General features: G+C 66.0%; 15 protein-coding genes. 6 read left to right on the top strand and 9 right to left on the bottom strand.

Features of this window, described 5'->3' with window-relative positions; all coding sequences use genetic code 11:
- Nucleotides 1-51 precede the first annotated feature (51 nt).
- Nucleotides 52-258: a hypothetical protein gene (locus tag BTH42_RS34925; RefSeq protein ID WP_143752160.1), complete on the top strand. Its 207-nt coding sequence runs from the start codon at nt 52-54 to the stop codon at nt 256-258.
- Nucleotides 255-506 (top strand): hypothetical protein, encoded by a 252-nt coding sequence (locus BTH42_RS22215; RefSeq protein WP_075303315.1) that lies wholly within the window; start codon nt 255-257, stop codon nt 504-506. The genes BTH42_RS34925 and BTH42_RS22215 overlap by 4 nt, the downstream gene beginning before the upstream one ends.
- Nucleotides 507-567: 61 nt before the next feature.
- On the opposite strand, the gene BTH42_RS22210 is transcribed toward BTH42_RS22215, so the two are convergent.
- Nucleotides 568-1497 (bottom strand): DMT family transporter, encoded by a 930-nt coding sequence (locus BTH42_RS22210; protein WP_075303374.1) that lies wholly within the window; start codon nt 1495-1497, stop codon nt 568-570.
- 258 nt (nt 1498-1755) lie between these two features.
- Between BTH42_RS22210 and BTH42_RS22205 the strand changes: the two genes are divergently transcribed.
- Together BTH42_RS22205 and BTH42_RS22200 are read left to right on the top strand one after the other, a co-directional pair.
- Nucleotides 1756-2508, top strand: a complete 753-nt coding sequence (locus BTH42_RS22205) for an IclR family transcriptional regulator C-terminal domain-containing protein (RefSeq protein ID WP_075303314.1) — start codon at nt 1756-1758, stop codon at nt 2506-2508.
- A gap of 290 nt (nt 2509-2798) precedes the next feature.
- Nucleotides 2799-3017, top strand: a complete 219-nt coding sequence (locus BTH42_RS22200) for a hypothetical protein (protein ID WP_075303373.1) — start codon at nt 2799-2801, stop codon at nt 3015-3017.
- 182 nt (nt 3018-3199) lie between these two features.
- Here the strand turns inward: BTH42_RS22200 and BTH42_RS22195 are convergent, their stop codons facing one another.
- Both BTH42_RS22195 and BTH42_RS22190 read right to left on the bottom strand, forming a co-directional pair.
- Nucleotides 3200-3478, bottom strand: coding sequence for a hypothetical protein (locus BTH42_RS22195; RefSeq protein ID WP_075303313.1), 279 nt, complete (start codon nt 3476-3478; stop codon nt 3200-3202).
- A gap of 136 nt (nt 3479-3614) precedes the next feature.
- On the bottom strand, nt 3615-4373 hold the full coding sequence (locus BTH42_RS22190; RefSeq protein WP_075303312.1) for a Mut7-C RNAse domain-containing protein: 759 nt from the start codon (nt 4371-4373) through the stop codon (nt 3615-3617).
- Nucleotides 4374-4466: 93 nt separating this feature from the next.
- Between BTH42_RS22190 and BTH42_RS22185 the strand changes: the two genes are divergently transcribed.
- Together BTH42_RS22185 and BTH42_RS22180 are read left to right on the top strand one after the other, a co-directional pair.
- Complete coding sequence (locus BTH42_RS22185; protein ID WP_075303311.1) at nt 4467-5336, top strand: NAD(P)-dependent oxidoreductase; 870 nt, start codon at nt 4467-4469, stop codon at nt 5334-5336.
- Nucleotides 5337-5509: 173 nt separating this feature from the next.
- Nucleotides 5510-6145 (top strand): LysE family translocator, encoded by a 636-nt coding sequence (locus tag BTH42_RS22180; protein ID WP_075303310.1) that lies wholly within the window; start codon nt 5510-5512, stop codon nt 6143-6145.
- Nucleotides 6146-6365: 220 nt separating this feature from the next.
- Here the strand turns inward: BTH42_RS22180 and BTH42_RS22175 are convergent, their stop codons facing one another.
- The 6 genes from BTH42_RS22175 to BTH42_RS22150 all read right to left on the bottom strand — a co-directional run bounded on the left by BTH42_RS22175 (nt 6366) and on the right by BTH42_RS22150 (nt 13008).
- Entirely contained in the window at nt 6366-7190 is an 825-nt protein-coding gene (locus BTH42_RS22175; protein WP_075303372.1) for an OmpW family protein, read from the bottom strand.
- A gap of 197 nt (nt 7191-7387) precedes the next feature.
- Nucleotides 7388-8641 carry a DUF2957 domain-containing protein gene (locus BTH42_RS22170; RefSeq protein WP_075303309.1) on the bottom strand — a complete coding sequence of 418 codons (1254 nt, stop codon included), beginning with the start codon at nt 8639-8641 and terminating at the stop codon, nt 7388-7390.
- Between the two features lie 142 nt (nt 8642-8783).
- Nucleotides 8784-10154 carry a DUF2957 domain-containing protein gene (locus BTH42_RS22165; protein WP_075303371.1) on the bottom strand — a complete coding sequence of 457 codons (1371 nt, stop codon included), beginning with the start codon at nt 10152-10154 and terminating at the stop codon, nt 8784-8786.
- A 500-nt stretch (nt 10155-10654) separates the two neighbouring features.
- Entirely contained in the window at nt 10655-11602 is a 948-nt protein-coding gene (gene argC / locus BTH42_RS22160; protein WP_075303308.1) for an N-acetyl-gamma-glutamyl-phosphate reductase, read from the bottom strand.
- A 182-nt stretch (nt 11603-11784) separates the two neighbouring features.
- Entirely contained in the window at nt 11785-12357 is a 573-nt protein-coding gene (locus BTH42_RS22155) for a flavodoxin family protein (RefSeq protein ID WP_075303307.1), read from the bottom strand.
- Between the two features lie 54 nt (nt 12358-12411).
- Complete coding sequence (locus BTH42_RS22150; RefSeq protein ID WP_075303306.1) at nt 12412-13008, bottom strand: YbhB/YbcL family Raf kinase inhibitor-like protein; 597 nt, start codon at nt 13006-13008, stop codon at nt 12412-12414.
- Nucleotides 13009-13182: the final 174 nt, after the last annotated feature.

Here is a 13182-nt window from a genome sequence, read left to right as displayed (position 1 = left end):
GCATAGAGTTAAAGTGCTTTGTGAGGTTCTTGGTGCAGTGCGGGGGGATGTATGAAACGCAGATCAGCACGACAGCTCGTCCGGCTTCTTTCGGACCTTCGGCATGCGGCCCATTGCAGTACGTTACGGGCCGCCGCGACCAACCGCGCGATAGCGCTGGCAAGCGCCGAGGCCGACGAAGATATCGCCGCCGATGACGAGAACACCGAATCCACCCGCGACGCCTATCGCGACAAGCTGTTCCGGAGCCGGTCATGAGAGCCGCAAGCGAACGCTCGTTGCGGTTTCTGGTCGAGAAGTGGCTGGCGCCGTCGCCATCCGAGCCGGTTCACGTGACCGAATTCAGCCGCACGCGAATGGGCGGGCGGCGTTATGTGAGAGTCGAGACGTCACCGCAGGAGGGCCGTCGAGGGCTGTTTTTCTTCCGCCACGACGACGGCTGCTGGTGCGTGTTTCCGCCGACCGCCGATACGCGGAGTCTGTTCGCGCATCCGCGCGCGGCATAGCCGGCGGCCGCGATACAGCCGGCGTTAACTCCGCACGCTCACACGACGTTTACAACGTCGCTCAAGCCGCCTTCGACACGCGCTCCCGGCCGCGTTTCCAGCCGGGCAACACCTGACACACGATCAAACCCGCGAGCATCAGCGCACAGCCGAACAGTGCGCGCGCCGTCAAGGTTTCGCCGAGCACCAGCCAGCCGGCGAACGCCGCGAACACGCCTTCCATGCTGAAGATCACCGCCGCGTGCGACGGCGCCGCATAGCGCTGCGCGACCACCTGGATCGTATACGCGACCCCGACCGACAACGCTCCGCCGTAAACGATCGTCGGCGCCGCGCGGACGATAATCGCCGCGCTGAGCGGTTCGAGCGCGAGCCCGATCGCGAGACACACGAGCCCGCAGGTCACGAACTGCACGAGCGCGAGCATCAAGGTGTCGTGGCGCGCGGCGAAGCGGCCGACCAGCATCATCTGTAACGAAATCGCCAGCGCGCCGGCCAGCTGGAACCAGTCGCCGTACAGCATCGAGAAATGTTCGTCGACGCTCAGGAAGTACATGCCGAGCGCCGCGAGCACCGCGCCGAGCCACGTGCCGGGACCGGTCTTATGGCGCAACAGCACGCCGAGCAGCGGCACGATCACCACGTACAGCGAGCTGATGAAGCCCGCGTTGGCGATCTTCGTGTATTGCAGGCCGATTTGCTGCAACGAAATCGACACCGCCAGCACCACGCCGAGCAACGCGCCCGCGCCGAGCAGTTCGCGGGCGCCGCCCGGTTCGCGCTTCGTCAGTTCGGCGAGCGCGGAGCGGCGCACGCAGACGATCATCGTCAGCACGACCAGTGCGCCGAGCAGAAAACGCAGACCGGTGAACAGAAACGGGCCGATCGCATCGAGACTCAGGCGCTGCGCGACGAACGCGGAGCCCCAGATCAGCGCGGCGATCAGCATCAGCACGTTGGCGCGCAGGTGTTGGCGGGTATCGGGATTCAAGGTGTTGTTGTGGTTTTGAGCGGTGGATCGTGCCGGCGAAACACGCGACGTTGGCACGCGGCGCGCTGCCGGTAAGCAGTCGCTCACATGATACGCGGGCCGCGCAACCGCCAGGCACGCCGCACGACTCGCGCGATAATCGCGCAACGGCTGGAGCCGCGCGACTGTGCGCCGCCGATGCGCGCTCGATACTTCCATCGATCACCCGCGCTCCGGCCCAACCGCGAGATCCCGCCAACCGCGCACGGATAAAACACGATGGACGACAAGGACTGGATCGCGGGCGCCGCGAAAGCGCTCGCGATCATCGAAGCATTCGACGAAGAGCACGCGCGCATGACGCCGACGATGGTCGCCATCCGCGCCGGCCTCTCGCGCACGGCCGCGCGCCGTTATCTGCTGACGCTGCGCGAACTCGGCTACGTCGACACCGACGGCAAGCTGTTCTGGCTCGCGCCGCGCGTGCTGCGGCTCGGTCAGTCGTATCTGGATTCGGCGCGCCTGCCGCGCACCGTGCAGCCGTTTTTGCAGCGGATCACCGCGACCGTGCAGGAGACCGCGCTGGTCGCGATCCTCGATGAACACGACGTCGTGTATGTCGCGCGCAACGGCGTCAATCGCGCGATGGCGGTCGGCTTCGTCACCGGCTCGCGGGCGCCGGCGCCGTTGTCGTCGGCGGGGCTGGTGCTGCTCGCGTTTCAGGCGCCGGACAGCATCGACGAATGGCTGGCGTCGTATCCGATCAAGGTGTTTACGCCGTACACGTATTCGACGGTCGAGCGTCTGCGCGAAGTGCTCGGCGAAATTCGCCGCAACGGCTACGTGGTCACCGATCAGCAACTCGAGGTCGGCGTGCGCGGCATCGCGGTGCCGCTGCGCGACCGGCATGGGGTGGTGGTCGCGGCGATCAGCGTCAGCATGGCGATCGGCGACGAGTCGGCGAACGCGGCGCTGCAACGCGTGCTGCCGACCCTGCAGGAAACCGCGAGCCTGCTGCGCAATCTGGTTTGAGCGTGGCTCGCGCACTGCGTCAGCGCGGTGTCGGCCATCCGCGGTAACGCCCGCTGCAAGCCGCTTTCACCGGGGTAGGTATTGTCCCTGGTAGGGAATACTGAATAATTGAAAGCACGCTGAAAGCAGGGTGTCTCCCGGAAAATACATATCGAGTTTTACGCATGACAAACCGCCTACGCTTGGGTAATACTCTCCCGCGGGGAGCTGAAGGCATCTCGCAGCCTGCTCTACCGTGCAGTTGTTTTCAATTCACATTCGACTCAGTCGTCAGGTTTGGGGATCAACACATGAAAAAAGTCATCGTCTCGCTCGCAGCCGCTTCGTTCGCGCTGGTTTCCGTTCAGGCTTTCGCACAGGCATCGGACGCAGCTGCTGCGCCGGCTGCCGCTGCTGCTAGCGCACCGAAGAAGCACCACGTCAAGCAGCTGAAGACCCACGGCAAGCGCGCGCCGGTGGCAGCTGCAGCTTCGGCAGCAGGCACGAACGACAAGGGCACGGCAAACTAAGCCGACGCACGCTCGTCGCTACGCGACGTAGCGGTTCTTGCGTCGTGCGGTTCGCCGCCCGCGGCAGCCGGTTGTGAACCGGGTTGCCAGCAAAAAGGCCAGAGCGAAAGCTCTGGCCTTTTTGCATCCGCGGCGCGTTTTGCGCCGCTTCTACGCCGCTTATGTCACGCTCGACCCGACGATCAGCCCGCCAGGCCGCGCCGGATCACTTCGTCCAGCAGACCGTTCAGGCCGTCCGGATGCGTGGCCGCGCGCGTCTTCAGTTCGTTCACGAGGTCGCCGTTGAGCTTGCACGCGAATGCGACGAGGCCTTGCGCCTGATCGAGCTTGCGCTGTTCGCGCCGGTCGGCGACCGGTGCGGTCGCGCTGCCCTTGCCGGCGCGGTTCGCACCCGCCTGCTTCATTGCGTTGTTCAGTTTCAGCGCCTTGTTCTTTTCAAGGTCGGTTTTTTTCATCGCCATCTGGAAGGCCTCTGCGAGGTAAATAAGCCAGCATTGTACGCAGCCGCGCAAGCGGTGGCGCCATGCGGTCTGCCGCGACGCGCATCGTGAGTGCGGGGTAAGGGCAGGGTGAGCGAATCATCTGCGTGCGCCGATGTCAGTCCGCGCGCTGCGCCGGCGGCGCTGACACGCTGTCCATCAATGCGCGCATCCTTTGCCAATGCGTGCCTTCCCAGAAGATCCGCTGGCACACGTCGCAGGTGACGAAGCGGCTATGCCGCTGCAACACGCCGTGCGGCACCCGCGGCCCCGCTTCCTCGCGCGCGATGCGTCGCAGCGGCGCGTTGCACATCAGGCACAGCCGGAACGGTTGCGCGCTGCGCGCCAGATCGAGCCGCTCGAACACTTCGCGCAACTGCTCGCGCGGGCGCAGCGCGCGCACGTAGCAGCCATGCGTGATGTTGCGGCGTTTCAGCAGCTCGCGGTCGCGCGTCAGCACGATGCGCTGTTGCGCGGCGGCGAGCGCCTCGATATCGGCATCGGGGTAGTGGTTGTCGTAGAGCGTATCGAAACCCGCCAGACGCAGCAGCGGCGCAAGGCCGCCGAGATGCGCGTCGGCGATGAAGCGCAGTACCCGCAGCGGCCGTTCGCGCACGCGCAGGAGCGGCTGGATATCGAGCGCTTCGAACTTCGGATAGACGGCGATGCGATCGCCGTCCGCGACGGGATGATCGAAGCCGACCGACACGCCGTTCACCAGAATCAGCTCGACCTCGGTATGCGGCACGCCGAGCACTTCGATCATGTGCTTGGTGGTCGCCCCGCGCGCGCACACGCAGGCGAACTCGCGCCGGCGCAACTGGCGGGCGAGAAAGTCGTTCAGCTCCTCGTAGAAGCGGAAAGTCGCGGTGACCATCCCGGCAGTATCGCACCGTCCGTGTTGCGCGTTGTCCTGCGCATGTCGCATGAGTGTGCTTTACTTCGGGTTCTTTAGTTGACGGAGCGATAGATGGACATCGGTTTTATCGGTCTCGGCGAGATGGGCGCCGCGATGGTTGCAAACATTCTGAAAGCCGGGCACCAGGTGCGCGTGTGGAACCGCTCGCCGGAGAAAGCCCAGCCGCTGGCGGCACTCGGCGCGCAGGTCGTCGCGACGCCGGCCGAAGCGTTTGCGGGCGACGCCGTGTTCTCGATGCTGGCCGACGATGCCGCACTGCGCGAGGTCATCACCGCGTCGCTGCTCGAGCACGCGCCGCGCGGTCTGATTCACGCGAATATGGCGACGATTTCGGTCGCGCTCGCCGAAGAACTCGCGACCGCGCACGCATCGCGCGGCGTGCACTACGTCGCCGCGCCGGTGCTCGGCCGCCCGGACGTGGCGGCGGCCGGCAAGCTGACGATCGTCGCGGGCGGGCCGGCCGAGTCGATCGACCGGCTCCAGCCGTTGTTCGACGTGATCGGCCAGAAAACCTGGCGTATCGGTTCGCTGCCGCAGCAGGCGAACGTGATGAAGCTCGGCGCGAACTTCATGCTCGGCGCGGCGATCGAGACGCTCGGTGAAGCCGCGGCGCTGGTCACCGGCCACGGTCTGGCGATGCAGGACTTCCTCGACGTAATCACCAGCGGCCTGTTCCCGGGGCCGGTGTATGCGGGCTACGGCAAGCTGATCGCCGACCAGCAATTCGAACCGGCGCTGTTCAAGGCGCGCCTCGGCCTGAAGGACATCCGCCTCGCGCTGGCCGCCGCAGATGCGGTGACCACGCCGATGCCGGTCGCGAGTGTGGTGCGCGACAGCCTGATCGAAGCGGTCGCGCACGGCGACGGCGAAAAGGACTTCGCGGTGCTGGGTCAGGTCGCGGCGCGGCGGGCTGGGCGCTAACGGGCGAAGGCGGGCGCCGGATAGCTGTGCCCGGCGCTCGGCTCCAGGCTTCCGGCACCCGCTCCAGGCCGCATTTCCCCGCGGCGAAAAGCGGCCAAAAGCAGCCGCATCCAGCCGGGTCGGGCGGCAAGGCATAATAGCCGCCCGATTTCTCTAAATTCCCCCAAGTTCCGATGACTCTGCATACTTGGTGGCTGTTCGTCGCCACCGTCTTCGTCGTGTCCGCGATTCCCGGTCCCAACATGTTGCTGGTGATGACGCACGGCGCGCAGCACGGCCTGCGCCGCGCCAGCGCGACGATGGCGGGCTGTCTGTCGGCGCTGGTGCTGATGCTGGCGGTGTCGGCGGCGGGGCTCGGCGTGGTGCTGGCCGCCTGGCCGGCGATGTTCAACGCGCTGCGCCTGATCGGCGCGGCTTATCTCGTCTACCTCGGTATCAAGGCCTGGCGCGCGCCGGTCGACGAAGCCGCCGCGCAGAATCTCGACGAGCAGTCGGCCAAACCCGCGCGCTCGCGCTTCGCGCTATTCCGCAACGGCTTTCTGGTCGCCGGCAGCAACCCGAAGGCGATTCTGTTCGCGGCCGCGCTGCTGCCGCAGTTCATCGACGCGAGCGAGCCGAAGCTGCCGCAGTTCGGCGTGCTGGTCGCGACCTTCGCGGCGATCGAAGTCAGCTGGTATCTGGTCTACGGAGGCTTCGGCACGCGCATCGGCTCGAAGCTGAAGAGCCGCAGCGTCGCGCGGGCGTTCAACCGGCTGACCGGCGGCGTATTCGTCGGTTTCGGCGCGATGATGGCGCTGGTGCGCCACTAGGCGCCGCCGGCAGCGGGAGGAGGGGAGCAGCCGGGCACTATGCAATATGACCGTTGTATGTAAGCAACATTGAGGGTCAACCCTAATTTGCATGTTGCGTCGCACCAAGCGGTTTGCTATAGTTCTTCTTGTCTCCTCCATGTCTCCTCTGATATGGATTCAGCCCGCCAACCTAGGCGGGCTTTTTTTTGCCCGCAATCCGGGCAGCGCGGTAGCGCCGTCAGAACTTGTACGACACCGCCAGGAAGGAAATGATCGGATTCGCGCTCAGATCCGCCTTCGACACCCCCAGCTCGGTCCCGTCCGCCGCCTTGATGATCACCGACGAGGTCGTCTTCAGCGGGATATAGGTGACCGACGCCACCAGCCCCCAATGATCGGTGAGGTTGTACGCGAGACCCGCGTTGAACACCGGCGCCCACGACGACGACGCCTTCGCCGACACCTGCGTCGTCCCGCTCTTGCCCGCGCCCGCGGCGAGCACCGCACCGAGATTTTCCTGAGTCGCTTTGACGAAATTCGGGCTCAGCTGGATGTCGGAGAACCAGTTGTACGACACGCCGATGCCGAGGAACGGCCGCAGCTTCGCGGTCGGCTCGTTGAAGTAGTACTGGAACATCAGCGCCGGGCTCCACTGCCGCACGCTTTTGACGATCGGATTGGCCTGCGGGTCGCCCAGGTTCTGCTGGCCGAGCGCGCCGGCCGGTCCCGGCGGCTTGATCACGCCGTGACCGTAGATCTTGAAGGTCGGCGGGATACCGGCGACGGTCGTGACCGCGATGTGATCGGTCAGGTAGTGGCTGAACACCAGACCGACCGTGTTCGCGGAATTGGTCGACAGACCCGTGCCCGCCGAGGTGAACTGATCCGGCAGCCGCAGCGGCGTGTTGATCGGCGTCGGCGCGACGTGGGTCGTGAGCGGCGTGCTCGAATCCTGCGGCATCACGTGGAACCAGCCGAGCACGGCGACGTTGTCGCCCGCACGCTGGGCGTACGCACTGGCCGACAACAGCATCGCCAGTAGCGCGAGACAGAGCTTTTTCATCGTATTTCTCCTCAGACGCCCGGCCGGCATGGCGCGCGACGGGCGGCGGCGCGCGTCGGCCGGGCCGCCGCGCTGGATGTTCGGGGGGGCGGCGGTCGCCGCGTCGCCCGCTGCGCGCCCCGCGAGGGCAGCGCAGCGCAACGCGGCAACCGCGGTGCGGACGCCGGCCTGCACGCCGGCGCCGCCGCGGGTGGCCATTACTGGACGAAGGCGCCGATCGTGAAGTACGGCGAGGACGCGTCGGTCATGTCGAGGTAGCCGAACACGCCGCCGGTGAAGATCATCTTGCCGGTCGCCTTGGTGCCGGTGGACGCGCCGACCTTGTAAGTCGTCACGACGCCCGGCACGGTCTGCGTGAAGTCGAGGTTCAGCGCGGTCGCGAGCGATGCCTGCGACGCGTTGAACGGATCGAGCAGCGTCGCCTCGGTGCCTTCGAGCGCGGTGGTCCGGTAGTCAAACTGGCTGTCGACGCCGATGTACTCGCCGTTCTGCGCGTTCACCGTGGTCGCGGTCTGCGGCGAGAGGATCGAGATGCCCGATTCGTCGTCGGCGTACGGGCCGGTTTCGCCGTTGACCGCGGTGGTCGCCGACGAGTTGGCCGCGCCGGTGCGCACGAGGATCGGCACCAGCTGGTTCTTCAGCTTGCCGACGATCATGTAGCCGCGCGCTTTCGGGGTGGCCGCGAGCGTCGGCTTGGCCTGGCCGAGGAAGTTATTGGTCTGGAACGCGCCGCTGCCGTCGGTGGCCGCGCTGAAGTTGCCGCCCGGCTGCTGGCAGGTACCCGCATTGACGCCGGTGTTGTCGCACTCGCTCCATGTGCCGTCGGCGTTGATCGTGATCTTCGAATCGACCGCGACCGGCGCGAACTTCTGCGACGGCACCTGGTGATAGCCGACCTGGTTGTAGGTGCCGGCGACGTTGGCGAGATTCGTTTCAATCGACGAGAAGCCGATGAACGGGTAGTACGGGAACGTGGTATCGGGCACCGCGCCGACGCCGAGCACCCCGCCGAACGAGATTTCGGCGCCCGGAATCGTGCCGCCGGCAACGCCTTCACCGACGAAAATCCGCGCCGGCCGGGTCGAATCGAGGCTCGCGCCGTTCAGGCGGAACGCGCATTGATTGAGTTTGTTGGTCGGCAGCAGCGTTTCCTGGGTCAGCGTGCCGCTCGCGCTCTGGCCCGCGCGGGTCGGCATCACGGTGCCGGCGGTCGCCGGTATCGGCGATTCGATGTAGCTGATCTGCCAGGTCATTCTGGTCGTGTCGAGCTGCAGCTTGACGAGCTCGCCGTCGCCGCCGCCGCCGGTGAAGACCGTGTTGTAGTCGAGCGCCGACGGACACAGCCGCGTCTCGGTCATCGGTCCGTCGCCGTTGTCACTGCCGCCGCCACCGCCGCACGCCCCCAGCAACGGTGCGGACAGCGCCAGCACCGAAACCATTCTCCAATTCATACCGCCTCCCGAATGTTGTCGTTGTATGGGGCCGGCTCCGCGTCCGGCCACCTTCCGCCTGATATGTCCCACTGCGGTGTCCCGCCGCCAGCGGGGCGGCCGCGCGTTGCGCGCGGCCGGTCCTTTGCCGCTTGTTTGCCGCTTATTTGCTGATCTGCGCGCCGATGCCGAAGTACGGCGCGCTCGGCGTATCCGGGTTGGCCGAGGTCGACGCGATACCGCCGTTTTCGCTGCCCTGGATCACGGTCGCGTACAGCCCGCCCGATGCGATCGCGAGACCGGCGTTGCCGTTGCCGTCGAGCACGTTGACGAGGCCCGGGGTCGACGCGCCGTAGCTGAGGCCGAACGTGCTTTCCGGGGCCGACGTCGACGGATTGATGAAGGTCGCGGCCGCGCCCTGCACCAGCGTCGCGGTGTACTTGAAGTTCGAATCCGCGCCGACGTAGCCGCCGTCGAAGCCGCCCGAGGCGAGCGGCGTCGCCGCGGCGAGCATCGCGATGCCGGATTCGTCGTCGACCTGCAGCGTGTCCGGATTGGCGAGGCCGGTGCGCACCACCAGCGGGACCGTCGCGCCGTTCAGCTGGCCGAGGATCATGTGCGCGGTGCCGTAGTTGCCGGTGCGCAGCGGGTTGGCAGCGGCGCCGGTGCCGGGCACGATCTGCGGCGGTTTGCTGCTGTCGAAGTAGCCGTTGCTGTTCAGCGTCAGCGCGTTACCGGTCGACAGACAGCCGGTCGAGCTCGACGACGTGCAGTTGCCGCTCGCGTCGAAGGTCTCGACCGCGTTGGTCGCGATCGTTTCGTAGTTCGCGGTCGGCGACAGGTGGTACAGCAGCGCGTTGTAGGTGCCGGGCAGCTGCGACAGGTCGGTGGTCGTGCTCGCGAAGCCGAGGAACGGATAGAAATCGAAGTGGCGCTTGGTGACCGCGCCGAGCGTCGTCACGACGAGGTTGATGCCCGCGTATTCGACCGTCGCGCCGGGGATGCCGCCGCCCGCGACGCCCTTGCCGACCAGCACCATCGGCGGATTCGGGTTGTTCACGAAGCTGGGCGTCGTGTAGGTCGTGCCGTCCGATGCGGTGCCGCTGCCCGCGCCGAGGATGAATGCGCAGCGCGTCTGTTCGTCGGTCGGCAGCATGCCCGCCGGCGGGTGGATCACCGGGCCGGCGATCTGCGTGCCCTTGCGGGTGATGGACACGCTGGCGCTGGTCAGCGGAATCGGCGACTCGAGCCACTTCAGCGTGTAGGTCATCGCGGTGGCGTCGATGTTCAGCTGCACGACTTCGCCGCTGCCGGCGCCGCCGAGGTAGGTGCTTTTGACGATATCGGCGGTATCGGGACACAGCGTGGCCGTCGTCGCGCTCGAGGTCGGCGCGCCTTGCGTGCCGCAGCTCGCGCCCGAACATTGCGTCGGCGTGACCGGGCTCGGATCGCCGGCCTTGCCGCCTCCGCAAGCAATCAGGAACGGCGCTGCGGCAATGGCCATTGCCAGGCCGCGTGTCATGGCGTGCGACATGCTGCTGTCTCCCTTCATGTAATTGTGCGGAGTCATTTTGCTGTGCGTTTATTCGCTGTCAATTGAATGAGCCGTCTAAAAAGGCTGATTCAAACAGCGTGATTTTCATTGCGCGCGCATGGCACGGACAGTTGCCGTCCTTTTAAACGCAAAAGCTTTTTTCGACGCTGAGCGCGGAGCCGTTGCTTCGCCGCATCGCCTTGCTGGGCAAGCGTCACGGCAAAAAGGCTCTATCATCCTGGTACGACCGTTCGCAAAAAAATCGGGTGTTTCCCCAGGCGGAAAACAATGCGCTGCGCGGCAATTGCGGGCATGAATTACCGGAATGCGGTGAATGGTCCCGTTTCTTATTTAAAGTAATTCGGGCCACTACCGACAGCCGGTGCTAATCGAATTGGATTGGGGGTGTTTTAAAAACAGAAAAGCCGGTCTTTGCAGACCGGCTTTTCGAGGGGCGTGGCGAACGGTGAGTGCGGATTCCCGTTCGCGGCACGCTTCGCCTAGCGTTTCAGGCCGGTTTCTTCGGCCGCGCCGATCGCGAGGTTCATACACTGGATCGCCGCGCCCGATGCGCCCTTGCCGAGGTTGTCCAGTCGCGCGACGGTGACGAAGCGCTCTTCGTTGCCGAACACGAACAGGTCGACGCGGTTGGTGTCGTTGTTCGCCTGCACGTCGAAGAAGCCGTTGTCGAGATTCGCGTCCGCATCGAACGGCGCGACGTGCACGAACGCCTCGCCCGCGTAGTACTCGGCGAACAGCGCCTGCACGTCTTGCGGCGTGGCCTTCTTGGCCAGCTGGTTCGGCGAGAAGTAGGTGGTGACCGCGAGACCCTTGTAGAAGTCGCCGACGATCGGCGTGAAGATCGGTGCTGACGTCAAGCCCGTGTGCGCGGCCATTTCCGGCAGATGCTTGTGGGTCAGGCCGAGCGCGTACGGACGCGGGCTCTTCAGCTTGTCGTTACCGCCGGCTTCGTAGTCGGCAATCATCTTCTTGCCGCCGCCGCTGTAGCCGGTGATCGAGTACGCGTGCGCGGCGAACTCGGGCGCGACGACGCCGGCTTCGACGAGCGGGCGCATCGCCAGCACGAACGCCGACGCGTGGCAGCCCGGCACCGCGATGCGCTTCGCGCTGCGCAGACGCTCGCGCTGCGCGCGCGCCAGTTCGGGCAGGCCGTAGGCCCAGTCGGCCGCGGTACGGAATGCGGTGCTCGCGTCGATCAGCACGGTGCGCTCGTTCTCGACGAGCGACGCGGATTCGCGCGACGCGACGTCGGGCAGGCACAGGAACGTGACATCCGACGCGTTGATGAGACGACGGCGCTCGTCGAGGTCCTTGCGCTTCGCTTCTTCGATACGCAGGATTTCAACGTCGGCGCGCTGCGACAGGTATTCAAAAATCTTCAGGCCGGTGGTGCCTTCCTGTCCGTCGACAAAAACTTTCGTGCTCATCTCGATCTCACTCGCTGGAAACGGGGCGCGACGCGGCGCCGGAACGCTATTTTAAGACGTCAGCGCGCCGCTCGTGCGGCGCAGCGCGAAAAAACGACGATGCGCGCGCAACGTGACAGCGGCGTGAAGCGTTGCGCGGCAGATCCGGACGGATGCGGGGAAGTTGGCAGAAGATCGCGCGCCTAGCCGCGCGCGGCGATCCAGCGCGCGGTCACGCCCGCGATGCGCGCGCCGAATGCCCGCGCGGTTTCGAGGTCGCCGGGCGGCGGCGCTTCGTCGGGCGATGCGTCGGCCGCCGACTGCGTGAGCAGCCCGGTAAAGCCGCCGACGAAGTTCAGATCGTTGCGGGTCGCCGCCTTGGTGTTCGCCGGCATCATGCCGGTGCCCGCCCAGATCATGCTGTGCTGCATCGCCAGCGTGACGAAGTACTGGATCGTCGAGAACTTGTCGCCGTTCATCGTCGCGGAGTTCGTGAAGCCGGCCGCGATCTTGTCCTTCCACGCCTGGCCGAACCACGGCTTCGAACTCGCGTCGGCGAATTTCTTGAAGTCGGCCGACGGGCCGCCCATGTAGGTCGGCGCGCCGAAGATCAGCGCGTCGGCGGCGGCCAGTTCGTCCCACGCCGCGTCGTCGATCTCGCCGACCGGCATCAGCTTCGCTTCGGCGCCGGCTTCGAGCACGCCCGCGTGTACCGCTTCCGCGACTTTCTTCGTATGGCCGTAGCCGCTGTGATAAACGATGACGATCTTCGACATGCAGTACTCCAGCAAAGTGAGCGGACGGGGTGAACCGGATGAATTGGCCGGACGTTAGCGCCCGTAGCTGACCGCGAGCTTCGCACTGCCGATCGAAGCGGTGCCGATTTCGTGATCGAACATCAGCGCGGGACGTCCTTGCGCGAGCCGCAGATCGGCGGAGTTCAGCGCATAGACGGTGATGATATAGCGGTGCGGTTTGCCGGGCGGCGGGCAGGGGCCGCCGTAGCCGTCGGTATCGAAATCGTTGCGCGCTTCGACCGCGCCGAGTTTCTTCAGGAACCCCGACGAACTCGCGTTCTCCGGCAGGCTGTCGACGTTGGCCGGAATGCCCGCGACGGCCCAATGCCACCAGCCGCGGCCCGGCGCGTCCTCATCGAAAATCGTGATTGCGAAGCCGCGGGTGCCGGCCGGCGCGCCGCGCCATGTCAGTTGCGGCGAGCGGTTGCCGCCTTTGCAGTCGTTCTGGTCGAACACCTGCGCGTTCGGCACCGGCGCGCCCGCGCGCAGATTCGCGCTGGTCAGTGTGAAGGCGCCGTCGGCGCGCGCGACCGAACTTTGCGCGGCCGTCAGCGCGAGCATTGCGCATACGACAATCGATCGATGCCACCACGAGGAAGTCAGCGAAACAACCAGGCAACGCGCGCGCATGTGCCGGCTCTCCTGTCAGGGCGCGAGGCGCTCGTCCTCGCGATGGTTGTTGTCCTTAATCGTGCCCTAAAGTGAAACCAAGTCTAACACTTGGATCGGCGCTGGTTAGCTGTGCGATGCATCGTCGTGAGGGGCGCGCGCTGCGCGGAAAGCCCGAACCGCGCGCCGTTTGCG

The organism is Burkholderia sp. SRS-W-2-2016, assembly GCF_001931485.1.
In the GTDB taxonomy this organism is placed as follows: domain Bacteria; phylum Pseudomonadota; class Gammaproteobacteria; order Burkholderiales; family Burkholderiaceae; genus Paraburkholderia.
Note: the sequence above shows the minus strand (reverse complement) of the source record. Positions and strands in the feature narration are given on the sequence as shown.

What these genes read in the sequence shown, in the direction of transcription:
- BTH42_RS34925 (WP_143752160.1), top strand. Translation starts at nt 52, where the DNA reads ATGAAACGCAGATCAGCACGACAGCTCGTCCGGCTTCTTTCGGACCTT.
- BTH42_RS22200 (WP_075303373.1), top strand. Translation starts at nt 2,799, where the DNA reads ATGAAAAAAGTCATCGTCTCGCTCGCAGCCGCTTCGTTCGCGCTGGTT.
- BTH42_RS22180 (WP_075303310.1), top strand. Translation starts at nt 5,510, where the DNA reads ATGACTCTGCATACTTGGTGGCTGTTCGTCGCCACCGTCTTCGTCGTG.
- BTH42_RS22195 (WP_075303313.1), bottom strand. Translation starts at nt 3,478, where the DNA reads ATGGCGATGAAAAAAACCGACCTTGAAAAGAACAAGGCGCTGAAACTG.
- BTH42_RS22185 (WP_075303311.1), top strand. Translation starts at nt 4,467, where the DNA reads ATGGACATCGGTTTTATCGGTCTCGGCGAGATGGGCGCCGCGATGGTT.
- argC (WP_075303308.1), bottom strand. Translation starts at nt 11,602, where the DNA reads ATGAGCACGAAAGTTTTTGTCGACGGACAGGAAGGCACCACCGGCCTG.
- BTH42_RS22205 (WP_075303314.1), top strand. Translation starts at nt 1,756, where the DNA reads ATGGACGACAAGGACTGGATCGCGGGCGCCGCGAAAGCGCTCGCGATC.
- BTH42_RS22175 (WP_075303372.1), bottom strand. Translation starts at nt 7,190, where the DNA reads ATGAAAAAGCTCTGTCTCGCGCTACTGGCGATGCTGTTGTCGGCCAGT.
- BTH42_RS22170 (WP_075303309.1), bottom strand. Translation starts at nt 8,641, where the DNA reads ATGAATTGGAGAATGGTTTCGGTGCTGGCGCTGTCCGCACCGTTGCTG.
- BTH42_RS22155 (WP_075303307.1), bottom strand. Translation starts at nt 12,357, where the DNA reads ATGTCGAAGATCGTCATCGTTTATCACAGCGGCTACGGCCATACGAAG.
- BTH42_RS22150 (WP_075303306.1), bottom strand. Translation starts at nt 13,008, where the DNA reads ATGCGCGCGCGTTGCCTGGTTGTTTCGCTGACTTCCTCGTGGTGGCAT.
- BTH42_RS22165 (WP_075303371.1), bottom strand. Translation starts at nt 10,154, where the DNA reads ATGTCGCACGCCATGACACGCGGCCTGGCAATGGCCATTGCCGCAGCG.
- BTH42_RS22215 (WP_075303315.1), top strand. Translation starts at nt 255, where the DNA reads ATGAGAGCCGCAAGCGAACGCTCGTTGCGGTTTCTGGTCGAGAAGTGG.
- BTH42_RS22190 (WP_075303312.1), bottom strand. Translation starts at nt 4,373, where the DNA reads ATGGTCACCGCGACTTTCCGCTTCTACGAGGAGCTGAACGACTTTCTC.